Raw genomic sequence first — 24,475 nt, 5'->3', positions numbered from 1 at the left:
TTATCACCTACGCTTTAGTAGCTTTAGGCTTCAATACTGCAAATGCTTCCTCTTTTATTGGTAAATAAGCTAATCTCATAGTAGCCTTTATAGCTATCATGTCATTCTCTGCTAACGATAATGGCTTACCATCTTCCATAGTAACAGATTGTAAAGTTGCTTCTGTTAATATCGAGAACTCTATCCCTTCTCTTATACCTACTATAGACTTAGACCAATCTGCTGCTATTAACTCGGCTTGTGCTTTATCAAATGCTCCATTTCTAACAAATGTTAATGGGTTTTCATATAAAGAATTTTCCTTCATACCCATAACAGCTAATTGATTTCCATTTGCATCTCTTAAGCTTCTTAATTCTCTCTTTAATCCATAATGTCCAGCAAATCCGTTAACATCTAAATTATTATCTTCTACTGTACCCATTAAGTCAGACACGTCTAAATCTAATGATTGAGTATTTCTTGTAACTACATTTCCAGCACTAGTAGCAACTCCTAATATATTCTTTTCAAAAGGAGAATCAGTTCCAAATAGACATGCTTTATCTATAGTTGTATAAAAAGCTTCTGCTATTTGTGGTTTTAATTCATTAAATACGTCTATTGTAGTATCATTTAGTTTTTCTTTAGTTACTGGTATTATTACTGCTATTTTTTTAGCTTTCATTTCCGGGAATATCCAAGAAGCTTTAGAAGTGTTTATCCTCTCACTCTCACCTACCCAGTAAGCTCCTGGCTTATCTGCCCAAACTTGAAACTTCATAGTATCAGATTTCATTGGTTTTACATCTGATAATTGTAATATAGATGAACCTCTAACTATTCCTTCCATTATTCCAGCAGCAGTTTCTATTGGTACAAACCCTTTTAAATTATCCTTTAAATACTTGTTATCTGCCATATTTAGCACCATCCTTTTTTATTATTTTCTTAATGAATTATTACTTATAACTTCCATAAATGAAGTTTGACTATCTCCACCTGATGGATTGTTATTATTTCTTCCAAAGTTTCCAGGACTTCCTGTATTTCCTGGAGCAGCATCTAAATCAAATAAATAGCTATCTGATTCCCTTAAACCTTCTAATTGACTTTCTAATCCTTCAAACTTACCTTCTTGATACTTTATACTATCTATATCAAGTAAAGCTTTAAGAGCCTTAGTATTTTTACACTTAGCATTAGTGAGTTCACTATCTAATGCATAGCCAAACTGCATCTGATTTATTTTAGCTTCATAATCAGTTTGAGTTTGTTTATTTAAAAGTTGCAACTGTTCAATCTGCTTTGTTAATTCTTCATTTCCTTGAGCTTTTGTAGATAAATCTTTAAGTTGTTTATCTCTATCTTTAACCTGTGTTTCTAACTCTTTCTTAGCTTCATTCACTTGGTCAAATCTTGATTTAGGTATAAAGTTTCCATCATCAAGCATTATTTTTTTATCTCCAAGTTTTTCTGTCACTTGCTTATATAATTCTGTTCCTAATAATTCTTCTAAATTCATAGCTCAACACCTCCTTATTTCAACTTTCCGACTTTATTTTGAAGCATATATCCCTCTAAATACCATAATCTATCTTTAAATCTAGACTTACATATGTCAGCGCCTACATTTTCGTCGTAGTTAGTCGGGTCCACACATGCTGACGATTCAACCAATGTAAAACCACAAGGTAATTCCATCACAACAATTGTTATTTTCCCAAGCATAGTTGTTACATGGAACTTAGAATTATTATAAATTTCATCTATTTGATTTTGCTTAACGGTTATATTACTTTTCATATATCCTCCTATACGTTTTTAAGGTGTAACGACACCAAAGATTAAGCTTATTTATTCTTTTACATCTGTAATAAAGCTAACAAGATGATTTTTACATAATAAAAGCACCTACTATTTTAATTTAGTAAGTGCTTATTATTTAAAATATTGAGTTAATTCAATTTGAGACTTTATATATACTTCATTAATATAATATGAATTATATACATTTATCTCATTTCCATTTAATATATACTTTTGTAATTTACTTTCATCCACATCTGTAAGTAAATTACATTTTTCCAAGTTTGGTATTTTATCCTCAAGTGCTTTGCATTGTTTCTTAAATATTTCTTCATCTGCTTGATTACAGATACTATATTCATACAATTAAATCACTCCAATCCTAAAGATTTATTTACTTCTTGATTTGTCTTTGTTGCAGTTTTCAGTATATCTTCAATAGCTTCTTCTCTACTCTTATTCTTCCTTTTCATTTTACTATCAACTAAATCTTCAAATGAAATATTTGGTTTTTCTTTATCTAGTTTCTTTCTAAGTTCTTGATCCTTCATTAATTCTCTGGCATGTGTCCTATATATATTTCTTAATCTATGAGCCTGCTTAGCTTGTAGTTCCATTGATTCATAATTGTCTATTAAATTAGGAATATTTTCATCGTTCCATTTATACCATTTTCTAGTCAAAGAATCACTACATTTTTTATAATATCTACCCATTTTACTAAAATCTTTTCTTATAAATTTTTCAACATCTGTATTACTTTCATTGTATTCTTCTCCCTCCCATTTATCAACATCTTTATCATTATTTAAAAATTCTATTCCATATTTTTTAAACCAGTTATCTAACTTTTCATTTTCTTCTCCATCTATCCAGCTTCTTAACTCCGCTCCTATATCTTCTAAATCCTTCTCTGTGACATAAGTAAAACTACATCTACCATTTGCATGGTCTAAAGGAATATCTTTAGGTAAATATATCTGTCCGTCTCTATCTGAACAAATTGGACATACTCTGCTACCATGACCACTTAGCCACTTCATACCTGTTATATACGGATTTTTAGAACAACTTTTCTTTGCTGCATACTGATAAGCATGATTAATATAAGTGTTAGCTAATCTGTAAGCATTATAGTCTATAGTCTTTTTACTCTTAGGATATATCTTAGACCATTCATAGTCTTTTTTAACCTTAGGATTAACATATTTTTCTAAGTCTTTAGCTATTTCATAAGTTCCTTTTTTCTCTGCTAATCCTCTACTTAATACATATTCTAAATCACCTTTAGTCTTATCTATATCCTTCCATATTCTTTTACTAAGATTTATCTTATCCTTATACATTTCGCCACTTATAACGTCTCTTAATACATCTTCATGTATCTTAGTAAACATATCTGTAAAGTGTGGTTTTAAATCTACACATAAACTAGAAAAGAAGCTTAATTGTGTATCTGTAGTTTCTTTAATAATAATATCTATATTGCTAGCTATTTCAGCTTCTAGTTTCTCTCCTATTGCATCATATCTTTGTTGCAAGTATTTTATACTATCTTCTAAATATCTTTCTCTTAGAGAGTTTTTATTAGCTCTACTTAGTTCTTTTAAATAATCATTAGCAATATCTTTATAAAGCTTTCTTACTTTTTTAGATACACTAGACATAGATTTATTTCTTTTGTTCTCTACATCTTTCATTAACTTATTAAAGCTATCTATTGCCATTATTCAGCACCTTCTAAGTTCATATAGCTATCTTCTAATATCTGTCTTTCTAATGCTATTTGTTTTAATTCTTCATCTGCTATATCATCAGTAGTTCCTCTCCATTTCTTGATGAATGTTTTTCTACTCATTGTTTGAGTATTAACTTCTTGCATATCTAAAGTTTTTTCATCATCTTCATCCTCTTGAAGCGGATATTGATTTTCTACAACTACCTCATAATTTTCTATAGTAGGTAATTTAGCTATATTATAAACTCCTACTATTTCAAGAATAGCTTTTATCATCCATTCCAGTGCAGGACACCAAGCTTTCCACTTTTCTTCGCATCTACTTATTAATTGCCAATATAAAGCTTTCATTGACTTACCGCTTGTCATCATACCCTTTAAATCAGAATTATTTATCATAGGTATATTTAAAACCTCATGCATATCTGATTTAATTCTATTAAGTGAATTTTCCATACGTTCATTATAATTAAAATCTGTTTCTACAGTTCCTATTTGTGCTTGTTTTCCTTCACTCGTAACATCAGTAGACACATCCCAAAATGCTCCTGGCTTAAGTTTAAAATGTTTAGATGCATCTTGGTCTACATCAATACCATATATAATACGGTTCATACCTTTCTTTAAAGTGTCAATATCTTCTGATGATAATTTGTTATAAGCCATCTGATTATCAAATATTTCTTCTACATCACTTTCACCTTTTAAATCTCCAGATAGTCCATCGTTTAAAATAACATATGCAGGAATACCAGAAAGCTTTAAGTCTACATCTTCTGCTAATATATCTACTATCTGTCCATATCCATTGTAAATGCCTTCATTTAGAATACATTTACCTTCAACTATTTCATACTTTTGCTTCCAAATACGTTGCTTTTCTCTCTCTTCTTCTTGATTTAATTGATGAAAGAATATTATCTTTTTAAGTTCATCTACTCTATCGTCAAATGGTTCATATACAAACTCAAGTGATGGTACAAACATAATTCTTATACTCTTAGTATTCTTGTCCGCATGAAGCTTAATAGCTATCCTTTTACCTATGAAGCAATCTCTTGCACTCTTTACTAGCTTTTCACTAAATAAATTATCTTTAAGAAGCTTATTTATATACTTATTTATTTTTTCTGCTTTTTCTTTGTCTGTATCTCTTTCAGATTTAATAGTAAATATAGGAGTTTTCCCAAATAAAAACCTACTTTCTTCTTTTATGAGTTTTTTAATATAATTAGTTTTCTTTTTGGTTGGAATATAATCAGTTTCATCCATTGTCCAATTTTGTCCTGGACCATCATAGATATCATAAAGCCTTATTATATCTCCCATTTCTCTTATAACTTCTTGTCCATATAATCCTGTTAACTCCGATTGTATTATATTAAGTAAGTCCACCGTTCCACCTCCTATCTACTGTTAAATATTCTTTTAGCTCTATTACCTATAATAGTCATACAGTAATATCTTATCTGGTCCATACTGTGGTCATGTTCTTTTATAACTTTATCCTCACCTTTTTTACAAGCTTCATTATCCCAAACATAAGAACTAAACTCCTTAAATGTATCTAAGCAGCTTTCATCAAATAGTATTTTACATTGAGTTAGTAAACTTGCTACAAGTCTTATACCATCAAGAACACTATTTTTAGCAGGCAATACTTTAAATTTATCTTTTATTAATTGAGCTTTAAAAGAAGCTGCCGAAGGATCTAAAACCACATATTTAATTTTATAACCTTTTATAAATCCTTTTAAGTCATTAGAAAAGTCTACATCCGTTTTTTGAACGCCTGTATCTCTACCAGAATAATAATATTCTTTAATCATTACATGCTTATTATCAGTAGTTTTACCCCATAATCCAAATGAAGTAGGGTTTTGGGTCCCATAGTCACAACTTACATAATATTCTTTGTAATCATAATCAGAAGCTTTAACAACATGCTCTTCTTTATCAAACATTGAATATACAATACCTTCTGCAACTACCCATAAACCTAGAATATATCTTTGATAGAATATACCAGAATACATACCTGCATATCTTTTCTTAATCTTTTCAGACAATGATAAGTTATCATTCATAGTAAAATGCAAGTATAATAAATTCTTTTCTATTTGCTTATCCATCCATTCAGTTTTAAACCAATGATAAGGACCGTCTGGGTTACAGTTAAACCAAAACTTAGAACCATCAACTGAACAACGACCTGTAGCTTGATTCACAAATGATTCTGGCATCAATGCTACTTCATCAAAGAAACAACCAGCTAATGTTATACCTTGTATTAAGTCTTGCGACCTTTCATCTTTTCCACCAAAAATATAAAAATAGTTAGTAACATCATTCTTACTAACTACAACTAAATTATCTGCTCTTTTATCTTCTACTTTGTATCCTCTAGACTTAAGCATAAGTTTAAGCCAAAACAATACGTTACGTCTAAAACTTCCTATTGTCTTACCACACATACCAAAGTTTTGACCATTAAAACAAGTCATGGCCCATATTACATATGATAATGACATAGATATTGTTTTACCACTTCTTATTGCTCCATCTGCTATTATTCCGTCTTTATCACATACAGGACTATTTGGTAGCCACCAAGTTAAAACTTTCTTTTGCTTTTTAGAGAACGGACTAAATTTTATAGTAGCTTTTTTAATTGACTTAATTCTTGATGTTTTCATTTTAGATACTTTTTCTTTGAGATTATTTATTCTCTCTTTAATGCTATTCATCCCAAGTATCACCTACTTCTGATTTAAGAGCATCTAAGAAACCATCATCTTCAACCTCTTCGTCTTGTCCGCCTTGTTTCATGATTTCTAATTCTAGTTTCATTGTATCAAGTTCAAGTTTATGACCATCCATTTCATACTTATGCAATGAATCTATAGCCTTTTGCTTCTTATCTTGTACTCTAGTTAAAGCATCTTCTATATTCTGTATCTGTCCTAAAGTTCCCTCAAATTCACTTATATCTGTGTCTATGCCTTTTTCAATACCACTTTTGCTACTAACTAATGTCATTTCTTTTTCTTTTAAGTCTTCTATCCTTTTTAACATTCTTCTTTCTCTTACTGTAAGAAGCTGTATTTCTTGCTCTAATAATTTCATTTTTTCAAATGTAATACTTTTAGCTAGTTTTAGCTCATCTTCTTCTAATGTATCAAAGAATATACTTTCAAATTCTCCTGTGGTAACTGCATGTTTATTTCTAGGTGGACCAGTAGCATTTTTATTTCCTATAGGAGCACCTTTCTTTTTCTTGGTTGCAACTTTTTCTTTAGGGTTGCAACCTTTTTGTTTCCAATATCTTGATGCCCATGACTTTACTGTGGATACACTTACATCATGTTTCTCCGCTATTTCTTTATATTTCAATCCTTTTAGGTAATCTTCATATGCTAACTCTGCCTTCTCATTCATACCACCACCTCGTTTATTTGTCGTTTTGGAAATTAAAAAAGAACCCTGTTAAGAGTTCTTAAATTTTTATACCTTCATAAACATTTCAAAAATACTTTTTGGGAAAAATAGACTTGTTTCCGTAGATGAATTACCGCATTTATATGTAACTCTTTTATCTTCGCGTCCGCAACCGATTCCTATTGGATGTATCATTCCTTTAGACATTAATCTTATAAATACTTTTTCTTTTATCTTGTACTTTATAATTTGATTAGCTACTTTTTGAGAAATTTCCTCTTCTGTATTTCCGATAAATATATCATCAATGTTTGGTCTTAGATATATTATTTCACCTTCTTTAAACTTATCGTTTCTTTCATATTCTTTTAATATATTAGAAACTTCATCTTCATAAGAATATGAATTAACAATCCCTATAATTTCATTTTGGATATTCATAATATCACCTCACCTTCAAGTATATAATTCTACTTAATTCGAGGTTTTCCTTCTTTTTTCTTATTATTTATCTAAATATATCCATATTATCTTTTATAACTTGATACAATCCTTTGCTAATTTCATCAACTATCATTTCTTCATCTTCAAGAATTAAGTTTCTTTCTCTTATAATTCCATGTAGCACTTCATGTATAAAAGTTTCTTCTTGTCTTTGCTCAGCTATATTAGTACTTATATTTATGACTAGATTTTCATAATCTATAGTGCCTTTACATTCTTTATTATCTAAGATTAATGGCTTATCTGTCTTTGTTACTTTATATTCCATAGAACCTATTTTTATTTTATCATTAATTTCCATAATATACCTCACAGTGCTATAATTTTATTAACCACAATAAAATCTTACAAAGGATGTGATATTATGCCTAAAAAAGGTAAATGTTCAGAGAAACCAGCTAGAAAAGGTCCTATGACTGTAAAAGTAAGTGGACATACTAAAAAGGATGGAACTAAAGTCTCTCCTCATAAAAGACACACTCCAAAATCTAAGTAGCATTATCAAGATAACTCTATCTTTTAGGGTTATCTTTTTTATTTTTATCAAACCTAGGTATACTTACCATTTCTTTATCTATTTCTCTTAACCTATCGTTAGGTAATTCATGCACCATCTTAATTACTTCATTTGCATCTACCCATTTTTTCATATAATCACCTTTTAAACATAAAAATAGACTAGGCAGGGGAATACCTAGTCTTCGGGGTGTTGGGAGTAAATAAAAAATATCTATATTACCATAGTAACATGTCCAAATCCCCATTAAAACCCCTACTTTTCCCTTTTAAATCCCTAATGCTTCAACTCCCCATAACAGTACATTTAATTGAGCTATTATTTCATCACTCCATTTTTTTGGTGTATTTTTACCACAATTTAATAATTCACTTATTTCTTCATTTGTCTTTTTTTCAAATATACCATCATCTTTTTTTTCTCCTATAAAAAATAATGTAAATGCCTTAAATTTATACATTTCTCTTTTTTTATCCATGTCAATTTTTATAATTTCTAAAGATTCTTCTATGCAGGCTAACATTTTAGCCGTTCTCATTTTGGTTCTAAGCATACTTCTTATAAATATTTCATCTTCATCTAGCAAATCCATATTTTCATCATATTCAAATTCTTCAATATCATCTGTGAGATTTTTAATATCTCCGTTTACTTTTTCCACATGAGCCTTTAACGTATTATAATTCCTCATTAATAATCTAGTATTGTGTAATCTTTTATCTAATTTTTCTTGCTTCATCTCTTCTATAACTTCCTTTGCTATTTGTTTTGCTAAAACTTTATCACTCATAATCTCACCCCTATTTAATTTTTATATATTAGCTTTTAATTTCTTTGCATCTCTTCTTTTTTTCTTCAAATCATCACTATCTATCCAGCCATCTTGTCCATATTTTATACTCTTAGTTACCCATCTTAATGGTAAATTAGGATTATGATAATCAAAGAGTTTGCGTCTCAAAACCCCTTGCTGTGTCTCCATTCCTTTTACGTCTATATATTCAACCGTACCGCCCCAGTGATATATTGCAAAGTCAACTGTATATGTAGTCTTCCCATATCTCTTGTCTCCTTTTTTAAATGCTGGTATTAATTCAAATTTAACTTGCAATCCAAAATCTTTTATCTTTCCTTCTTCTTTCTGTTTTTTAAGATGTACATAATATTCAGCTTCCATCTTTGAATCAAATGTAATTCCATCTATAGTTACTTTATTATTTTTATATTTACTCATATTGCCCCTCCATTAGTTCAAATACATATTCTTGTTTTGAGTTAGGATATTTCTCTTTGTCTACTTTGCTTATGAAGTCCGCATATGGTATAGCATGCATCTCGCTGTTAATTATTAATCTATCCCCTGTTTCTATTTCAAAACAAATAACCATCACCTCTTCTGTATCTTCATGTGCTCCTATTCCTATTACATGGTATCTGTTTCCTTTGAAGTTTCTATATACTTGTCCAGCTTTTATTTCTCTATCCATAACATCAATCTCCTATTCTTCAAAAGTAGTCCAAAATGCAAATCCTTCTTTATATAATTCTAAATACTCTTCTTTATCTATTTCCGAAAATAAACATTCATCAGAACAGTAATGATATAGTCCATTATGTAGCTCATATCCGTCTTTCATATTTTCGTTGCATTTATCGCAGTATATTAAGTTTTCCTCCATACTCAATCTCCTTATTAATGATTTTCATATGAGAATAGACTAGTAGTAATCTATCCTCATATAATATGTTTTTTATTGTATTATCCTAAATTTAGCTTTTAATATGTCTGATGTTATAGCTGGATAATCTCTTTCACTTTCTTTATCTAAGTTAATTATTTTCAATTCTTGTTCTATTATATAAACCCAATCACTTTCATATCTTTCAATCTTAGTTCCGTATGGTAAATCTAAAACTTCTTCCAATGTAATCCAATCCATATTATCACCTATCCCTTAAAATACAATTTTTATTCTCCACATCTAACACTATTAAAATGCTCTAATACTGTTCTTAAAGTGGTAGACATAGCTTTAATTTCAATAACACATGTTTCAGCTTTATAGTTGCATTCGCTAGCTAATACTTCCTCTGATGCTTCTTCAATATATATTAGTGTTTGAACTACACTTTCTAATATTGCCTTTTCCATAATCTCCACCACCTATTTATTCACTTTGTACCATTCTAAATCAATCATCATTCTTAAATCTGATTTCTAGCTTTATATTGCTCATTTGATACAAGTACATATAGTTAAAACTAAACTACTTTCTTTAATGTCTTTTATAACAAACTTATTCCCATATAGTTTTGTTTTAACTATATCTCCAACTTTAAAATCCATCTAATAAAACTCCTCTTTTAATTCAATAAATGCATTATTTTATTTAATCTACTACTCCTTCTATTTTTTTACCACACATAGGGCAAAAATTAAATAAGTCAGTACCTTCATAAATAAAACCACAATTGTATCTTTGTGCATCACCTATAAATCTCCAATGACAACTTACACACTCATAGAAATTAAATTCTTCTACAAGTATATTATCTGTAGCTACATCTACAACTTTTACATCTACATTATTATTCATTTTCATTCCTCATTTCTTAAATAAAAATTATATTTTATAATAAATGAATTATTTCATTTATCTAATTTGCATCAAAATACATTTTAAATTGTTCTCCACAACCATCATCTTCTTCACCACATATTAATGTGTATGTTCTTCCACATTCATCTTTATCATATTCTTGCCATTCTCTACCACAATATGGACACTCTACATTCGTTGCCAGCTGAACTACTTGTGTATCTTCATAAGTTCTATAAATTTCTTTCATAATTTCTCCTCCTAAAGCCCCTCGTTTCTTATTAAATGATTATTATTTGAGAATAGAGCTTTAGTATCATTGCACATTATCCCTATTCTCTTGTTTTATTTATATAGTTTCTGCATAAAACTCACTGTATTTTTCTATGTAATCCCATCTATTTTGATATTTATCGTATTTACTTTGAGTCCCTATTGATAGTTGCTTTATTCCCATCAGATATTTACTAGGTATTATAAATAGTCTTTCTATTTCTTCTTTTCCATCCTTAAGACCAACAAATATAAATATGTCACAATTATGATATTTCTTTTCTAGATTAAAAGAGTAGAATTTAAAGTTGTCTTTATGATAGTATCTAGATACCTTAACATCTATTTTTATGTTATCATTCACTAGTAAGTCATATGGATGTTTAGTTGACATTTTTTCAACTATATAGCCTTTACCTTCTAATTCCTTTTTCATATTAAATTCCCATTCATTTCCGAACTTTGTTTCACTATTTTTTAATTCTAGTCCTAATTTATCAGCCCAGTATCTAACCCCTCCACTTCTGGTTATTTTAATACCTAATCCATAATTATTTGTAGCTTTCTTAATTTCTGATGTAGATGGCATCCTGTCTATATTTAATGTTTTAATTACATTTTTTATTTCTCTTTCAATTTTTTCATCAGTCCATTTCATAATATCGCTCCATTTCTATCTAGAAAGGTATAGAATCTTCCGATATAGCATCCCATTCATTATTATTCAAATTACCTGTTGGCTCAAAATTAGGTACAAATTTAAGCTCATTGTTACCTTCCGATTTATTTTTACTATCTAAAAATTGAACTCTATTCGCATTAATCTTAGTTGCTTTTCTTTTTTCTCCATCTTTTTCGTATGTTTCAATCCTTAATGATCCTTGTACTGCACACATACTTCCTTTTCCTAAATAATTAGCACAATTCTCTGCTGTTTTACCCCAAACTTGTATATCTATAAAGTCAGTTTCTTTTTTATTATCTTTTGTAAATTCTCTATCTACAGCTATTGCAAAATTAGCAACTGCTGTTCCACTTCCTGCTAAATATTTTAGTTCTGGATCTCTTGTTAAACGACCAATTAAAACTACATGGTTCATACTATCTCTCCTCCAATATATTATTTTGAGTACACATCCCACATTTGCATTGATATATAGTTCCTATAGATGTTTTTAACTTGTAAACTACCCCTCCGCACACAGGACAACTTTTCTCATACGCACCTAATATCTTTGTTTTCTTAGCCACAGTGAACACCTACCCGAGTGCTTTATACTTAGATGTTTTGCTTAGTTGTTGCATTAATTTTATATTATCTTCTTCTAACTCTTTTTTAACTTTCTTAAACTCTTTCAAGCACCATTCTAAGTCCTGTATCTTCTTTTCAGCTTCTTTTAATTCAGTTTCCGTTCTAAACTTATCCATAATAACTTCACAGTTTGTAGTTTCTAGCTTATCTATAACTTTATCTTGCATATTAATTTTATTTTGCTTTTCTACATTTATTTTTCTTAATGCTATAACTTCATCCATTAAATCCATGTACCAGCCTTTAATTTCATCTTTAGCTTGTACTAACTTGTCCATTTCTTTATCATGAGTTTTTCTTAATATAAACGGTAATTTCATCTTTAGTACCCCCTATTTACATATAAAAATTTAATTTAACTGTTTCCTTTGTTTCTCTATGAACAAATGTATATGATTTTGGGTCTTGTCTTTCTAAAAGATATTTATTATAATCTAATCCATTTTTAGTTAATATATCTTTTTGTTTCCTAGTTAATTTTCTTAATTTTTTCATATGCAATCCCCCTCAATCTCATTATATTTTCTATCTAAATGTTCTCTTTCAAGTTCATTAAACTCACTTCTTTTCTTGCCCCATAAAATCTCATATTGTCTTATAAATGCTGCATACTTAGGAAGTTCAAATATAGATTCAATTACATTTTTCTTATCTTCCTCTACAGCTCTTATAAACTCCTTATAATTCTGATATTTCCACATTCCTGTATTTATATTTTCGAATATAAATAGATTTACTATATTATCTGAATTTACTGCTTGTCTAACTTCATGCATTCTAAATTCCCCCTTTGTGCTTCTATAATATATCTATCCAGTATTTCACTTGCTCTTTGAGTAACTTCATTGTGTCCAAACTCTACATATAGCTCATTTAAAGCTTGTCTTAGTTCTTCCACTATCTCACCCCTTTAATCTATATATCCTTCATCTTGAAGTTTTTCTATGACTATGTTTCTTATAAGTTCCGATATTGACATGTCATAGTATTCTGCTAAATCTATCAAGCTTCTTTTATGCTCTTTTGCTATAGTCAACTCAACTCTCTCGTGACCTCTTTTAACAGCCATCAAATCTCACCCTTTTCATTTGAATATTATTTGATAATAACTTGCTGTATTTATAGCTATTTTAAGGAGGTTTATATCCTTATTAGATAGATTATTCAAGTTTGTTATTATAAAATTCCTTAATCTTTGCTATTGAATATTTTTAACTAAATCTACTGTAGTTGCTTTCCATTTTATTAAGGTAAGCTTGTCTTAGTTCTTCTAATGTAAATCCAAGACTGTATAATAAAATCATGTAATCTAAAGTTATTCTTTTTATCTTCAACTCAGCATATTGTTTCTTGTATCCTATCAAATCATTAATTTGCTTGTCCAAGCTAGTAAACTGTTTCATTAACTCATTAGTCTGTTTTAATTCAATATCTAATATAAGCTTTATATTTGATTCATTGGCTATATTACACAAGTGACTTAATACATCTGACATTTCCTCTAGTACTTTATTATCATCAATCTCTGATAAATCCCAATATTTGTGACATTTCATTTCATTTTCTACTTCTGCAAGCTCACTTTTTAATCCCCAAACTTCTTCATCTGTAAATTTGCAACTTTCTTTCTTATCAATTACTTTAGGTCTTTCTTTAAGATATTGTATAAATTCAACTTGTCTTGACTGTATATCTGTAAAATCAATTATCATTATTATTCTCCCCTTCTAACTCTTTCTCAGCTAAATCCAAAGCTTCAAATATGCTATATCCTTCATTGTATAATTCCTGTGCTCTGTCTATTAATTCTTGATTTCTATATAGCTCCATAACTTTCTCCTATATTTCGTTCAGCTTAGGTCTTGAGTGTTCAATTAAATATCTATTCTTATATATTTTTTTGTATTTAATATAATAATATAAAGAACCTGGACTATTGCATCTGATACCTTTAGTTGCTTCACTTATGCCTTTATAAATAGCTGATGTTTTTGTTTTTATATCAGTAACCTTTACTTGCTTATTTATTCTTTTTTCAATATAATCTAAAACTGCATTTTCAAACTCTAAATATTCTTCTTCTGTTGTATAAAAAGTATATCCATATCTACCTTTTCCTGATTTTATAAAATTTTCTAATTCTTCTCCCCATAACATGCCTTCTTTTAAAAGTTGTGTTGCCATTTTAGAAGCAACATCTAATTTATTTTTATTTAACATTACAAGCTCCCCCTATTTTTTTATTTACTTTTGTGGCATTACATATATAGTTTCTTGTTTTATTCTATATTTTCCATCTAGATAATCTTGACTTGTACTTTCTGATATTATTCTGTGCAATCCATTTAATACTTCAATTGCTCTTTCTCTTGATTTATAAGCTCCTAGAACTGTTATTCCGAATTGACTAACTCCAATTACTGTTTGTTCATCTATTTGTATTCCTGTACATTTTCCTAAAAACTCTCTGCTTTGACTTCTTACTATAACCATTTCTCAATCTCCCCTTTTATTTATCTTTAGTAGGAGGAAATTAATCCTCCCTAGTTAAATTTTCCTTTTTGATTCTCTAAAAGTAACTTTTCAAGTTCCTCTGGTGTATATTTAGTAAATGTTTGATTGATATTATGATATCTAGTTTTCACTTGTGGTATAAAACACTTATAGTTGTTAATACTAGGTTTATAATCATTTTTTAAAGCTGATATTAAATAACCTACTACATCACGAGCGTTTGGGTTATTTTTTATATATTCAAGCTTTTCAATTAAATATTCAATCTCTTTACCAGTAGCTAAGAACTCATTAGCTACTTTTTTTACGTCATTTTCTTCTAAAGGAAAATATTCTTTGATTTTATCCACAACCACCACCAAATTTTTATTTTCTTGTTGTGGTTGTTCTTCTTCTTTTTCTTTTTCTTGTTCTTCTTCTTTTTCTTGTCCACTTATCGTCGACGTATCGTTCACGTATCGTAAAAATGTATTTCTTATAGTTTCATTTGGTATTGATTGAGCTACATATTCTATTAATTTTTTATCTTTAATCCTTGGCAACTCTGTATTTATACAATCTATTATTGGTTTTCCGCCTTTTTTTAAATTGTATTTACCCCAATTTTTTATTGCTATTTCTCTAGTTTCTGTATTGTATCTTATTATCTTATGCATTTGCTCGAATCTATCTATTATTGCTCCTACTGATTCAGTACTATATCCTAAATCGAAAGCAATTTGTCTTTTAGTTATTTGATAAATTCCTATTTGAGTTGTATATGGATTAGTTAGAAGATATAGTAAAGCATATCTATCTTCTGCACTCATTTCTTCTGTTACTTTTGGGTCCTTCCAGAAATCTATGAAAATCTGTCTATACAGTGCCATTTTTATCACCTTCTTATTTATCTTCTGTAGTATATAAATTTTATTCCTTGCCAACATCCTAAAAGGATTAGAATGTCAGCTATAAGTATTATTAGTTTCATTACTCGATATCTCCAAATTGCTCTTGCTCTACTTCTCTAAAGTCTGCATCCTCTATAATTTCATTTGTTGAATTTTTAGGTTCATATTTACTTAAGCAATCTAACAATTCATCTACTTCATCAAACTTTAACTCTTTTAAGTTGTACCCCTTGCTATTACAAAACTCTTCCATCTTTGAAATATCTTTTGGATTATCATGACTGTATAATCCTTTCATACTAGCTAACTTCATTATTCCTTGTTTTTGACCTACTGTAGCATATCCAACTTTAACGTCTTTTTCTGGTAACTTATCTGGTACATTTTTCATTTCAGAAGCATCATACATTCCTTGTAAATCTTCTGGAAATGCTTCTCTTAAAGCTGTAACTACTGCACATTTCCTTATCATTACGCATGGCATTTGCTTCCATGTAGCTTGTGACTTTGAATATTCTTCTAAGCTTACTTCTGACCTAACAGGATGTGGTATGTCTTTTAAATATACCTGGCACCATCCACCTATTAATGTTTCTCCTGGTGCTTTTAATGAGCCTTCTCTATAATCCATTCCTCCGTCTTGTCTAATAATTACTATTCCTGCTCTCATTCCATCGAAATTAGGATTCCTATATGCTCTTTTAACAAATACATCTTTACCAACTACTATGTTGGCTTGACTACTTCCAAACTTTATAAGATACGCTTCTCTTATAAATGGATTAAGATGTTGAGCTTTGCATAACTCTATAAACATTAACACTTCTTGGTCAGTAACATTCCCGTTACCGCTAACTAAATAATTCTTAACTGTTTCTACGTTTAATAACTGCCCTGTTTCTGTCTTAAACTCTGCTAAAGTTAATGCTGTATTATTCATTAGTTCCACTCTCCTTAAGTAATCTATCTATAATTTTGTTGTATACCATCATAAGCTCTATAAATTCATTTTGATTTATAGCTAAAGGTTTCGCTAACGACTCTGTTATTTCTAAAAGTTTTCTAGCTTCAACTACTGTAATATTTTTCATACATCCACCTACTTTATAGTTAAGCTATAAGCTTCATCTGATAATCTACAACCTTCTATTTCCATGCCCTTTTTTAAGAAATCTTTTATAGTAACTTTATCTATACTAACTACTTCTTTAGTAGTTTTATATAGTGCAGGTATCAATGCTTCATCTTCTACAACTACTGATACAGGTTTCTTTCTTAAGCTAACTGTTCCTAAATTAGTTTCAACTTTCATCTTCCCTGTTCTCTCCAAGCACTCTCTAGTGTATTCTTTAAGTCTACTTAACTTATTTTCTTTAGCTTTTCTATTTTCGGCTAGTCTTTTTTCTTCTTCTTTTATCGCACTTATAGTTGCTTCATAGTTTCTAACAACAGCTATTATGTTTTCTGATTTATCTTCTATCATATTTTCTATTTGTTCTACTATTTGAGATTTAACTTCCTCATTCATTTCAGCATCTTCTACATCCATTAACTCTACTAAATCAGTAGTTAATTCATAAAGTGATATACTTTCCATTGCTATTTCCTCCTAAATTTCATATAATATAATCAGTTTTAAATTTTTTGTATTACTTTGAATTGAGCCATTGCAGTGGCTCTTTTCTTATATCTGAACTTCTATAGGTCTATCTCTTTCTAGTTCTTCCATTTCAGTTAAGAACTCTACTTCATCTATTCTTTCTTCAATTTCCTTGTACTTCTTGTAAGCTTGTCTTACTATTGCTTCTTTTTCATCTGTAAACATTGTTTTATCATCATGCATTTTATAAGATACTTTCAGATACTCTAGATAAGCATCTTTTCGTATAGATGATAGTTTCTCTTGTATAGACATTTAGTTATCCTCCTTAATTTTTTTATACATTTTTAACATATCAAATCTCTTGTCTATATCTTTGATGTGCTTAAATTCCTTGATGAATGATTGTAATATTTTAATGTCCATATCACCTTCACCACCTTGTACTATTTATTTCTACAAAGGACTTATGCCCTTTGATGTTTTGCATTAAATTCATTCTTGGCTCTTTCTTGAGCTTCTTCAAAACCTAATCCACTTTTTTGTAATTCTAAGGTTCTCTCTATGACAAAATATCCTGCATCAACAGCTTCTCTACCATACTTTTCGATTTGTGTCTGAACAATAAAATCTGATATTAATCTCAAGTTTCTAGCTTTTATTGCATCTATCTCTTCTGGATTATCTGTTGGAAATCTTGATTCAACAGTTATTTCTCTAACTCTTTTTGCCATGTAAATCCCCCCTCCTTTTAAATTTTATGAAGTTTTAAAATTGTCCTATGCAAATACTAATTGATTATTTAATTCTTCTATTGCTAGTTTTAAATTGGTATTTGGTTGCCATCTTTCTATATAATTGATAGCTTTGTCATAATCTTTTGTAGCTGTATTTTTATAGCTATTTACTTTAAAATAACTTTTGTAATCTCTCCATAAAGCTTGAAATATAGGTCTACTTAATCTTTTATATGCTAATGTTCCTTTTCCACCAAGTAATTCTATCGCTACTCTATTTGCTTCTATTCTGATATTCTCTTGCTGAGAATAATCTATGGTCATAACATCATATAGCTTGTCTACTTTTATTTCTATAGCTTGAGTTTTATTATCTAAAGCAAATATAGCTTGAAGTTCTTTACTCATATTTGTGTATGGATTAAATTTGTTTAGTCTTAAATGTTTAAGTAATTTTTTAACCTTTTTCTTAAATTGCTTTGCTATTGGTTTTCTACTTTGCATTAATACTTCATATAATCCATCTTCTGTTAAAAACCACATTTCTCTATTTTGACCTGAGGTAAAGATTGTTTCCTTTAGCTTTTCATCTTCATCAACAGTTTCTATCATTATTGATGGTTTGCTGTGTTCAATCCATTCAGCAACATCTTTTGCTAAAAATAATGGATTTTCTAAATCTCCATAAGTTGTAACTTCTTGATCTAATATATTTGTTTTATCTATAACTTGTAATTCCATTCCAATTCCCCCATTCGTTTCATAATGTTTTTGTTGATTATAAATGTTAAACTATAATCACGAAATGTGTTGTAAATCATTAAAAAAAATTTCATCTACATTTGCTTCATTAAAAATAGATTTAAATTTAAGCAAAAAATTGTAGCTCGGATTTCTTACTCCTGTTTCAATTTTAGAATAAAATGTAAGTGAAACTCCTAATATATTAGCCATTTCCCTCTGCTTTAAGTTTTTAGAGTTTCTAAAATCCACTAAACTATTCATCGTATGCACCTCCTTTGCTGTTTAGAACACTTTTCGTGTTGCTTATGTTTATATAATACTACAACACTTTTCGTGTTGTCAAGAGTTTTTAAACACATTTTGTATTTTTTTATTTTAAATAATACATATTGTGTTATTATACATTTAAAGAGGTGGAAAAATGTTTGCTGAAAGATTGAAAATACTTAGAGAAGAAAAAGATTTAAAACAGTTTGAATTAGCTAAATTACTTGATTTAGCACCTAGCACTATAAGTATGTATGAACAAGGGAAAAGATATGCTGATCAAAACACACTTTTGAAATTAGCTGATTTTTTTGGAGTTACTACAGATTTTTTATTAGGAAAAAGTAATATAAAAAATATAAATGAAACTGATGAATGCATGAATGAAGTGTTAGAAGTATTTAAAGACTATAAAGGACTTAGCGAAGATAATAAACAAATAATAATACAACTTATAAAAAAATTGAATAATGACAAATAATATAGAGTCTTATTCAGGCTCTATATTTTTTAGTTCATTTACTTTATTTTTAATTATTTTAAATTCCTTAGGATTTTCTAAAAAATATTTTTTTAATTGGTTTAAAATTTCTTCCTCACTCATTCCATTCTCCCCTTTTGATCATGTTATAATTCAATTGTAACAAACGTTTGTTCTATTATCAACTTATTATTTTTTACTGTACAAAATTTTGTACACCTAACTAGTTATATTTAAATAATAACATGAAACAATATTCGTACCACGAATATTTATTACTAAAACTGACAAAATAAATCAAATTGTGGATTAATCATATTTAAACTAAGAAAGGATTTCATTTATGATTAAGACATCAAGGAAAAGACATAATCTTACACAAAAAGAACTTGCAAAAATGGCAGGATTATCACAAGGATATTTATCCAAACTCGAGAATAGTCGAACTGTTTTTCATAGTCCTACGATTACACAAGTAATTTTATTATCTGATGCTTTGAAAGTGGATGTATATGAATTAGCAAAGTGGTTCATTGATAAAGAAATAAATCACTAAACGTATTTTTATAAGGAGGTGCATTTATGAAAGCAGCAATATACTCAAGAAAAAGTAAATTTACCGGAAAAGGTGAATCAATCGAAAATCAAATTCAGCTTTGCATGGATTATGCCAAAAACGTAGGAATTGAAGATTTTTTAATATATGAAGATGAAGGCTTTAGTGGTAGCTCTACAGATAGACCGAAGTTTAAAGAAATGCTAAAAGATGCTAAGGATAAAAAATTTGACTATTTAATATGCTACAGATTAGACCGTATATCTCGTAATGTTTCTGACTTCTCTACTCTTATCGAAGAATTGAACAAACTAGATATATCTTTTATATCAATTAAGGAACAGTTTGATACTAGTACCCCAATGGGTCGTGCAATGATGTATATATCAAGTGTATTTGCCCAACTAGAAAGAGAAACTATAGCAGAACGTATAAAAGATAATATGTATGAGCTAGCACGAACTGGTCGTTGGCTTGGAGGAAATCCTCCTGTAGGTTTTACATCAACTAAAATTAGTTATTATGATGAAAACATGGTCGAAAGAAAAATGCATAAACTAGAAATAGATAATGATAATATAGATAAGGTTAAAATAATATTTGATGCTTACTTAGAACTTAGATCATTAAGTAAATTATATAAATATCTCTATAATAATGATATAAGAGGTGTTAGGGATGGAAGGTTTTCTACAAGCACAGTATCTAAACTTTTAAGAAGTCCTGCATATGTAAGAGCTAATAAAGATGTAATAGAATATTTACAAAGTAAAAATTTTGATGTTGTAGGTATTCCAGATAATAATCATGGTATTCTAACCTATGCTAAAAACAGTGATACTCCTATTGCTGCTATAGCTAAGCATGAAGGAATAATTGATGCTGACAGTTGGCTTAAAGTACAAAGACTAATGGATAGAAATAAAGACAAAGCTCCACGCAATCAAACAAGTAATAAAGCATTACTCGCAGGACTTATAAGATGCTCTAAGTGTAAATCAAATATGAGAATAAGCTTTAGTGAGACTTCTTCTGGTTCTAAAAAATACTACTATATCTGTGGTACTAAAAAGACATTAGGAGTTAGTGTATGCGACTGTAAAAATATCAAAGCTGATATAGCTGAAGAAAAAGTTATTAATGAAATAAAAAATACAAATGTTAAGTTACTTATAAATTCTTATAAACAAGATAAACAAGATAGTAATAAAGATTTTAAAACAATAGATAACAAATTGAATTTATTAAATTCAAACATTAAAGAAAAACAAAATATGATTAATAATCTTATTGTACAACTTGGTAAAAATACAGACAGTACAGCTTCAACTTATATAATCAATAAGATTGAAGAATTAAACAAAGAAATTGAAAACTTAAAACAAGAATTAGAAATAGTGCAATCTGCTTCAACTAAAGTTACTAATATTAATTTGAATCTTGATATTATTATTGATAATCTTAATAGATTTAATGCTGAAATAGATACTTCTGATTTAGATAGAAAAAGATTCTTACTCTCTAATATAATAGAATCTATAGACTATGTTTCAGATTATGATAAAATGATTATAAACTATATCGGTCTAAAAAAAAACTAGTTGATAATCTAACCTTTGATTTTCAAGGGTTTCAAAGTTTGTCTTTTTGTTCGCATAGCAGAAGCTACACGAATAAAAAGACAAATATAAATATAGATATGAAGCAAGATTATGATGAAAATACATTTAATGGAAGACTTAGAAAATCTAGAATTGAAAATAATATTAGTATACAAGATTTGGCATCTATGATAGGTGTTACTAAAAGTTTAGTTAGTGCATATGAAGTTGGTAGATATTTTCCTAATATAGGTATTCTTAATAAAATAGGAAAATATTTTGATATGGACTATTTATGTAGGGATGGATATTCAAATCTAGTTTGGAATAATGAATGCTTTATTGAAAATTTAAGATCATGGATAAACTCAAATAATTTTAGTAAATATGAAGTTGCAAAACTTTTAGGAGTATCTTCTAGTACATTTAAATATTGGTTTGAAGGGTCTGTTATGAGTATGACTACTTATAATAAAATAAAGAATAACCTTACTAAATATAAATTAATTTAAAAATAATAAATTATAAATTGTCATTATAAAAATTAATCCACAATTTTGAAATTATTAGAGCTAGAGTAAAATCTAGCTCTTTTTTTAATATAAAATAAAAGAGAGCATAATCTTTGCTCTCTTAATTGACCTATTTTAATGTAACTTCTAATTTATTGTCCTTATGATAATCATCATCGTAGTTATCGGCTGTACCATTATCATGGCTAGTGTTCCAAGCTATTTTAAAACTTGTTAAATCATCAACTTTTGTTTTATCTAAATTAAACAGAACATGACCTTCCCTAGTTACTTTTTCATGTATATCTCCGTCGAAACTTTCACTAGCTATTAAATCAGCTTCCTTTTGTTCTCCTGTATTAGTTATTATCGTACCTTGAGTTGGATAAGTACAAATTTTAAAATCATTATTATTTTTAATTTCAAATTTAACAACTACTGTAACCTTATCTTTATTTTCATCATTAACAACAATTTCATTTTGATTATAACTTTTAACAGCATCTTTCATATTATCAAACACTCTAACTTCTTTTATTGTTTGAACTATGCCCCCCTCTTCTGCAACTGCTCCATCTACAGTATAAGTTTTCCCTTTACTTTCTTTTTTATCTTCTTTCTTAGTTTGTTCTTGTTTTGTAGTATCATTCCCGTTAGCCTTACTATTTTCTTGGCTTGATGAACAAGCTACCAATGAAACTGATAAAGTACCTATCATCAATAAACTAGCTATATTTTTGCTTATTTTCATCCTCTAAATCCCCCTTGAAATTATCGTGTTAATTACATTTTAAAGCATATGAGTAATTTTGGCAATTTTTAGCAAGTTATTCCTTTAAATTAGTTATAAAACTAGAATATCCATTTTTTACTCTTATAAGATTCAAACTATTATATTCTTTTAGATTCAATAAATCTTCTAATTGATATGGATCTAATTCATCCTCTAATTCTTTAAAGTTTTTCTTATCAGTTCCACTGAACAACATATAACTACTTCCACTGGCTTTTAACGATTCTCTTATTGTTTCTATTTGACTTAGATAATGAGCGCTAAATACAAATTTAAGTTGGAATTTTCTAGCTTGAACTAATATATCTTCAAGTATAGTTTCGCTTGTAGGAGCTTGAAATATTTCATCTAATATAATATGGTTTCTAAGTGGTTTATCTTGATACGCTCCTCTAACTTGACAACTTAGCCATATCTTACTTATAAAGAAGGTAACTAATATATTTTTAACATATTTACTATTAAATTTAGCTTCTGGCATTTTGATAAGTATGACTTTACCTTCATCCATACACTTAACAAAGTTAATGTTATTCGAGCTATCAATATTAAACATATATTTTAATTTTAAATCTTCTCGAAGTAAATTAACTCTATCTAGTATATGCTCTATTTTACTATCTCTAGTTCCTGTAACTTCTGATGTTTTCTTATCCACTTCATCAAGTTCTTTTAAGCAGCTTACTTCATCTTCTAACATAACTTTTAAATTTGTTGGAATTAACTTTATATATCCATTTCTTACTTTATAATCTTCTAAGCATCTTATAATATCTTTTAAACTTTTATTATCGTGTATATAAACTATGTTGCAAGCTGCACTTAAAAATCTTCTCATTCTAGGGCTTAATGGATCGCCTGTGTCATTTATTGCATTTATAAGAGAAATAGTTTGTTGTGTTTTTAAATTAGCACATTCTAATATTTCAAAAGGTTCATTTGAATTTATTTTTAATTCATTAAAGCTAAATGACTGTAGATTTTTAGGATTACTTAAATCAAGTTCTATTAATCGTTCTTTTGGAACTACTTCTTGTATGCTATTAGCTAAATCACAATTCTTTATATAATCTAGTACTATTAACCCTTCTTCTTTTTCTATAACATTTTTAGCATATCTTTTGAAATAAGTAGTCTTGCCTGCCCCTTGCGGTCCTAGTACTGTTAATCCTAAATTACCTAAGTTTTTATCATCACTCATATAAGCTTCTGTAGCAATTCCTTTTTTAATTGATTTACCTATGCTTATATATCCTTCTTGAAGTTCTTTAGGTACTTCTCTTTCTAATACATCAATCTTTTGTATTTGCTTATGCTCTTGTAATAAGTCTCTTCCTGGTAAACTTATAAAGTTATAAGCTTCCTCACAACTTACTTTATTTATATCAGTACCTATATTATAAGATTCAAAATTTACTTTTTTGTTTATTTTCTTTCCTTCTAATATATTATCTTCGCTTATAGATTTAAAGCTTTCAACTGCTGCCCTCGCATTATTACTTTCATTTACTTTGTTTTCACTCTCGCTTAATACAACTATTTGAGTGTTAACTATAGTAGCTTCTTCTTTTTTAATTGTACTATTACTTATCTTTTTAGTTTGACCGAAC

Annotated in this window: 46 protein-coding genes; 5 read left to right on the top strand and 41 right to left on the bottom strand. The window is 28.6% G+C overall.

From position 1 onward, the window contains the following. Positions 1-7 precede the first annotated feature (7 nt). The 10 genes from CHF27_RS11195 to CHF27_RS11150 all read right to left on the bottom strand — a co-directional run bounded on the left by CHF27_RS11195 (position 8) and on the right by CHF27_RS11150 (position 7,769). Positions 8-901, bottom strand: a complete 894-nt coding sequence (locus CHF27_RS11195) for a phage major capsid protein (RefSeq protein ID WP_095405385.1) — start codon at positions 899-901, stop codon at positions 8-10. 21 nt (positions 902-922) lie between these two features. Continuing rightward, positions 923-1,504 (bottom strand): phage scaffolding protein, encoded by a 582-nt coding sequence (locus tag CHF27_RS11190; protein WP_095405384.1) that lies wholly within the window; start codon positions 1,502-1,504, stop codon positions 923-925. 14 nt (positions 1,505-1,518) lie between these two features. Further along, positions 1,519-1,785 carry a Gp49 family protein gene (locus CHF27_RS11185; RefSeq protein WP_095405383.1) on the bottom strand — a complete coding sequence of 89 codons (267 nt, stop codon included), beginning with the start codon at positions 1,783-1,785 and terminating at the stop codon, positions 1,519-1,521. A gap of 135 nt (positions 1,786-1,920) precedes the next feature. Continuing rightward, positions 1,921-2,154, bottom strand: coding sequence for a hypothetical protein (locus CHF27_RS11180; RefSeq protein WP_095405382.1), 234 nt, complete (start codon positions 2,152-2,154; stop codon positions 1,921-1,923). 5 nt (positions 2,155-2,159) lie between these two features. Then, positions 2,160-3,515 (bottom strand): structural protein, encoded by a 1,356-nt coding sequence (locus CHF27_RS11175; RefSeq protein ID WP_095405381.1) that lies wholly within the window; start codon positions 3,513-3,515, stop codon positions 2,160-2,162. Next, complete coding sequence (locus CHF27_RS11170) at positions 3,515-4,921, bottom strand: phage portal protein (protein WP_095405380.1); 1,407 nt, start codon at positions 4,919-4,921, stop codon at positions 3,515-3,517. The genes CHF27_RS11175 and CHF27_RS11170 overlap by 1 nt, the downstream gene beginning before the upstream one ends. Positions 4,922-4,932: 11 nt before the next feature. Further along, positions 4,933-6,273: a PBSX family phage terminase large subunit gene (locus CHF27_RS11165; protein WP_330409792.1), complete on the bottom strand. Its 1,341-nt coding sequence runs from the start codon at positions 6,271-6,273 to the stop codon at positions 4,933-4,935. After that, on the bottom strand, positions 6,266-6,964 hold the full coding sequence (gene terS, locus CHF27_RS14485; RefSeq protein ID WP_243445004.1) for a phage terminase small subunit: 699 nt from the start codon (positions 6,962-6,964) through the stop codon (positions 6,266-6,268). Before terS ends, CHF27_RS11165 begins: the two co-directional genes overlap by 8 nt. Before the next feature lie 66 nt (positions 6,965-7,030). Next, positions 7,031-7,405, bottom strand: coding sequence for a hypothetical protein (locus tag CHF27_RS11155; protein ID WP_095405379.1), 375 nt, complete (start codon positions 7,403-7,405; stop codon positions 7,031-7,033). 67 nt (positions 7,406-7,472) lie between these two features. Beyond that, positions 7,473-7,769 (bottom strand): hypothetical protein, encoded by a 297-nt coding sequence (locus CHF27_RS11150; RefSeq protein WP_095405378.1) that lies wholly within the window; start codon positions 7,767-7,769, stop codon positions 7,473-7,475. A 63-nt stretch (positions 7,770-7,832) separates the two neighbouring features. Here CHF27_RS11150 and CHF27_RS14595 point away from each other — a divergent pair, with 63 nt between their 5' ends. Beyond that, the gene (locus CHF27_RS14595) at positions 7,833-7,964 is read left to right on the top strand and encodes a hypothetical protein (RefSeq protein ID WP_274541566.1); all 132 of its coding nucleotides are present in this window, start codon (positions 7,833-7,835) and stop codon (positions 7,962-7,964) included. A 16-nt stretch (positions 7,965-7,980) separates the two neighbouring features. On the opposite strand, the gene CHF27_RS14260 is transcribed toward CHF27_RS14595, so the two are convergent. From CHF27_RS14260 to CHF27_RS11030, 29 genes are all read right to left on the bottom strand, one after another. Then, a complete protein-coding gene (locus CHF27_RS14260) occupies positions 7,981-8,118 on the bottom strand; it encodes a hypothetical protein (RefSeq protein ID WP_158534760.1) in 138 nt (45 codons plus the stop codon). A gap of 135 nt (positions 8,119-8,253) precedes the next feature. Continuing rightward, entirely contained in the window at positions 8,254-8,775 is a 522-nt protein-coding gene (locus CHF27_RS11140; RefSeq protein WP_095405376.1) for a hypothetical protein, read from the bottom strand. A 21-nt stretch (positions 8,776-8,796) separates the two neighbouring features. Next, complete coding sequence (locus CHF27_RS11135; protein ID WP_095405375.1) at positions 8,797-9,219, bottom strand: DUF1064 domain-containing protein; 423 nt, start codon at positions 9,217-9,219, stop codon at positions 8,797-8,799. Beyond that, positions 9,212-9,472 (bottom strand): DUF1653 domain-containing protein, encoded by a 261-nt coding sequence (locus CHF27_RS11130; protein ID WP_095405374.1) that lies wholly within the window; start codon positions 9,470-9,472, stop codon positions 9,212-9,214. The genes CHF27_RS11135 and CHF27_RS11130 overlap by 8 nt, the downstream gene beginning before the upstream one ends. 12 nt (positions 9,473-9,484) lie before the next feature. Further along, positions 9,485-9,664 carry a hypothetical protein gene (locus CHF27_RS11125; protein WP_095405373.1) on the bottom strand — a complete coding sequence of 60 codons (180 nt, stop codon included), beginning with the start codon at positions 9,662-9,664 and terminating at the stop codon, positions 9,485-9,487. Positions 9,665-9,736: 72 nt separating this feature from the next. After that, positions 9,737-9,925: a hypothetical protein gene (locus tag CHF27_RS11120; RefSeq protein WP_095405372.1), complete on the bottom strand. Its 189-nt coding sequence runs from the start codon at positions 9,923-9,925 to the stop codon at positions 9,737-9,739. Between the two features lie 29 nt (positions 9,926-9,954). Further along, on the bottom strand, positions 9,955-10,137 hold the full coding sequence (locus CHF27_RS11115; protein WP_095405371.1) for a hypothetical protein: 183 nt from the start codon (positions 10,135-10,137) through the stop codon (positions 9,955-9,957). 238 nt (positions 10,138-10,375) lie between these two features. Beyond that, positions 10,376-10,582: a hypothetical protein gene (locus CHF27_RS11110; protein WP_095405370.1), complete on the bottom strand. Its 207-nt coding sequence runs from the start codon at positions 10,580-10,582 to the stop codon at positions 10,376-10,378. A gap of 61 nt (positions 10,583-10,643) precedes the next feature. After that, positions 10,644-10,835 (bottom strand): hypothetical protein, encoded by a 192-nt coding sequence (locus tag CHF27_RS11105; protein ID WP_095405369.1) that lies wholly within the window; start codon positions 10,833-10,835, stop codon positions 10,644-10,646. A gap of 99 nt (positions 10,836-10,934) precedes the next feature. Next, complete coding sequence (locus CHF27_RS11100; protein WP_095405368.1) at positions 10,935-11,516, bottom strand: hypothetical protein; 582 nt, start codon at positions 11,514-11,516, stop codon at positions 10,935-10,937. Between the two features lie 19 nt (positions 11,517-11,535). Further along, the gene (locus CHF27_RS11095; protein WP_095405367.1) at positions 11,536-11,958 is read right to left on the bottom strand and encodes a single-stranded DNA-binding protein; all 423 of its coding nucleotides are present in this window, start codon (positions 11,956-11,958) and stop codon (positions 11,536-11,538) included. A 1-nt stretch (position 11,959) separates the two neighbouring features. After that, positions 11,960-12,109, bottom strand: a complete 150-nt coding sequence (locus CHF27_RS14385; RefSeq protein ID WP_199533664.1) for a hypothetical protein — start codon at positions 12,107-12,109, stop codon at positions 11,960-11,962. A gap of 9 nt (positions 12,110-12,118) precedes the next feature. Then, a complete protein-coding gene (locus CHF27_RS11090; RefSeq protein ID WP_095405366.1) occupies positions 12,119-12,490 on the bottom strand; it encodes a hypothetical protein in 372 nt (123 codons plus the stop codon). A gap of 16 nt (positions 12,491-12,506) precedes the next feature. Beyond that, complete coding sequence (locus CHF27_RS14255) at positions 12,507-12,665, bottom strand: DUF6906 family protein (protein WP_158534759.1); 159 nt, start codon at positions 12,663-12,665, stop codon at positions 12,507-12,509. Beyond that, the gene (locus tag CHF27_RS11085; protein ID WP_095405365.1) at positions 12,662-12,946 is read right to left on the bottom strand and encodes a hypothetical protein; all 285 of its coding nucleotides are present in this window, start codon (positions 12,944-12,946) and stop codon (positions 12,662-12,664) included. The genes CHF27_RS14255 and CHF27_RS11085 overlap by 4 nt, the downstream gene beginning before the upstream one ends. Next, a complete protein-coding gene (locus tag CHF27_RS11080) occupies positions 12,922-13,068 on the bottom strand; it encodes a Spo0E family sporulation regulatory protein-aspartic acid phosphatase (protein WP_158534758.1) in 147 nt (48 codons plus the stop codon). The genes CHF27_RS11085 and CHF27_RS11080 overlap by 25 nt, the downstream gene beginning before the upstream one ends. Positions 13,069-13,080: 12 nt before the next feature. Then, entirely contained in the window at positions 13,081-13,239 is a 159-nt protein-coding gene (locus tag CHF27_RS14250; RefSeq protein ID WP_158534757.1) for a hypothetical protein, read from the bottom strand. Positions 13,240-13,381: 142 nt separating this feature from the next. After that, the gene (locus tag CHF27_RS11075; protein WP_095405364.1) at positions 13,382-13,882 is read right to left on the bottom strand and encodes a dUTP diphosphatase; all 501 of its coding nucleotides are present in this window, start codon (positions 13,880-13,882) and stop codon (positions 13,382-13,384) included. Next, the gene (locus CHF27_RS14590) at positions 13,872-14,000 is read right to left on the bottom strand and encodes a hypothetical protein (protein WP_274541565.1); all 129 of its coding nucleotides are present in this window, start codon (positions 13,998-14,000) and stop codon (positions 13,872-13,874) included. The genes CHF27_RS11075 and CHF27_RS14590 overlap by 11 nt, the downstream gene beginning before the upstream one ends. A 9-nt stretch (positions 14,001-14,009) precedes the next feature. Then, positions 14,010-14,390 carry a hypothetical protein gene (locus CHF27_RS11070; protein ID WP_095405363.1) on the bottom strand — a complete coding sequence of 127 codons (381 nt, stop codon included), beginning with the start codon at positions 14,388-14,390 and terminating at the stop codon, positions 14,010-14,012. A 24-nt stretch (positions 14,391-14,414) separates the two neighbouring features. Then, positions 14,415-14,663 carry a hypothetical protein gene (locus CHF27_RS11065; protein WP_095405362.1) on the bottom strand — a complete coding sequence of 83 codons (249 nt, stop codon included), beginning with the start codon at positions 14,661-14,663 and terminating at the stop codon, positions 14,415-14,417. Positions 14,664-14,713: 50 nt separating this feature from the next. Next, positions 14,714-15,553 (bottom strand): cyclic nucleotide-binding domain-containing protein, encoded by an 840-nt coding sequence (locus CHF27_RS11060; RefSeq protein ID WP_095405361.1) that lies wholly within the window; start codon positions 15,551-15,553, stop codon positions 14,714-14,716. Positions 15,554-15,653: 100 nt separating this feature from the next. Continuing rightward, on the bottom strand, positions 15,654-16,514 hold the full coding sequence (bet, locus tag CHF27_RS11055; RefSeq protein WP_095405360.1) for a phage recombination protein Bet: 861 nt from the start codon (positions 16,512-16,514) through the stop codon (positions 15,654-15,656). Next, positions 16,507-16,665 (bottom strand): hypothetical protein, encoded by a 159-nt coding sequence (locus CHF27_RS14245; protein ID WP_158534756.1) that lies wholly within the window; start codon positions 16,663-16,665, stop codon positions 16,507-16,509. The genes bet and CHF27_RS14245 overlap by 8 nt, the downstream gene beginning before the upstream one ends. 8 nt (positions 16,666-16,673) lie before the next feature. After that, a complete protein-coding gene (locus tag CHF27_RS11050) occupies positions 16,674-17,171 on the bottom strand; it encodes a siphovirus Gp157 family protein (protein WP_095405359.1) in 498 nt (165 codons plus the stop codon). An 87-nt stretch (positions 17,172-17,258) separates the two neighbouring features. Beyond that, on the bottom strand, positions 17,259-17,489 hold the full coding sequence (locus CHF27_RS11045) for a hypothetical protein (RefSeq protein WP_095405358.1): 231 nt from the start codon (positions 17,487-17,489) through the stop codon (positions 17,259-17,261). Positions 17,490-17,641: 152 nt separating this feature from the next. Beyond that, on the bottom strand, positions 17,642-17,908 hold the full coding sequence (locus CHF27_RS11040; RefSeq protein ID WP_095405357.1) for a hypothetical protein: 267 nt from the start codon (positions 17,906-17,908) through the stop codon (positions 17,642-17,644). Between the two features lie 45 nt (positions 17,909-17,953). Next, on the bottom strand, positions 17,954-18,652 hold the full coding sequence (locus tag CHF27_RS14240; RefSeq protein WP_158534755.1) for an ORF6C domain-containing protein: 699 nt from the start codon (positions 18,650-18,652) through the stop codon (positions 17,954-17,956). A gap of 57 nt (positions 18,653-18,709) precedes the next feature. After that, the gene (locus CHF27_RS11030; protein WP_095405356.1) at positions 18,710-18,916 is read right to left on the bottom strand and encodes a helix-turn-helix transcriptional regulator; all 207 of its coding nucleotides are present in this window, start codon (positions 18,914-18,916) and stop codon (positions 18,710-18,712) included. Positions 18,917-19,076: 160 nt separating this feature from the next. Here CHF27_RS11030 and CHF27_RS11025 point away from each other — a divergent pair, with 160 nt between their 5' ends. From CHF27_RS11025 to CHF27_RS11010, 4 genes are all read left to right on the top strand, one after another. Further along, positions 19,077-19,403, top strand: a complete 327-nt coding sequence (locus CHF27_RS11025; protein ID WP_095405355.1) for a helix-turn-helix domain-containing protein — start codon at positions 19,077-19,079, stop codon at positions 19,401-19,403. Between the two features lie 343 nt (positions 19,404-19,746). Further along, positions 19,747-19,959, top strand: coding sequence for a helix-turn-helix domain-containing protein (locus CHF27_RS11020; protein ID WP_095405354.1), 213 nt, complete (start codon positions 19,747-19,749; stop codon positions 19,957-19,959). Positions 19,960-19,985: 26 nt separating this feature from the next. Continuing rightward, the gene (locus CHF27_RS11015) at positions 19,986-21,560 is read left to right on the top strand and encodes a recombinase family protein (protein WP_095405353.1); all 1,575 of its coding nucleotides are present in this window, start codon (positions 19,986-19,988) and stop codon (positions 21,558-21,560) included. A gap of 38 nt (positions 21,561-21,598) precedes the next feature. Then, on the top strand, positions 21,599-22,072 hold the full coding sequence (locus tag CHF27_RS11010; protein WP_095406700.1) for a helix-turn-helix domain-containing protein: 474 nt from the start codon (positions 21,599-21,601) through the stop codon (positions 22,070-22,072). 130 nt (positions 22,073-22,202) lie between these two features. Here CHF27_RS11010 and CHF27_RS11005 read toward each other — a convergent pair whose 3' ends face one another. Continuing rightward, the gene (locus CHF27_RS11005; RefSeq protein ID WP_095406699.1) at positions 22,203-22,823 is read right to left on the bottom strand and encodes a hypothetical protein; all 621 of its coding nucleotides are present in this window, start codon (positions 22,821-22,823) and stop codon (positions 22,203-22,205) included. A 76-nt stretch (positions 22,824-22,899) separates the two neighbouring features. Next, a partial coding sequence (locus tag CHF27_RS14235; RefSeq protein WP_330409791.1) for a type IV secretory system conjugative DNA transfer family protein occupies positions 22,900-24,475 on the bottom strand: 1,576 nt, incomplete at its 5' end.

The organism is Romboutsia maritimum (genome assembly GCF_002251085.2).
In the GTDB taxonomy this organism is placed as follows: domain Bacteria; phylum Bacillota; class Clostridia; order Peptostreptococcales; family Peptostreptococcaceae; genus Romboutsia_B; species Romboutsia_B maritimum.
Note: the sequence above shows the minus strand (reverse complement) of the source record. Positions and strands in the feature narration are given on the sequence as shown.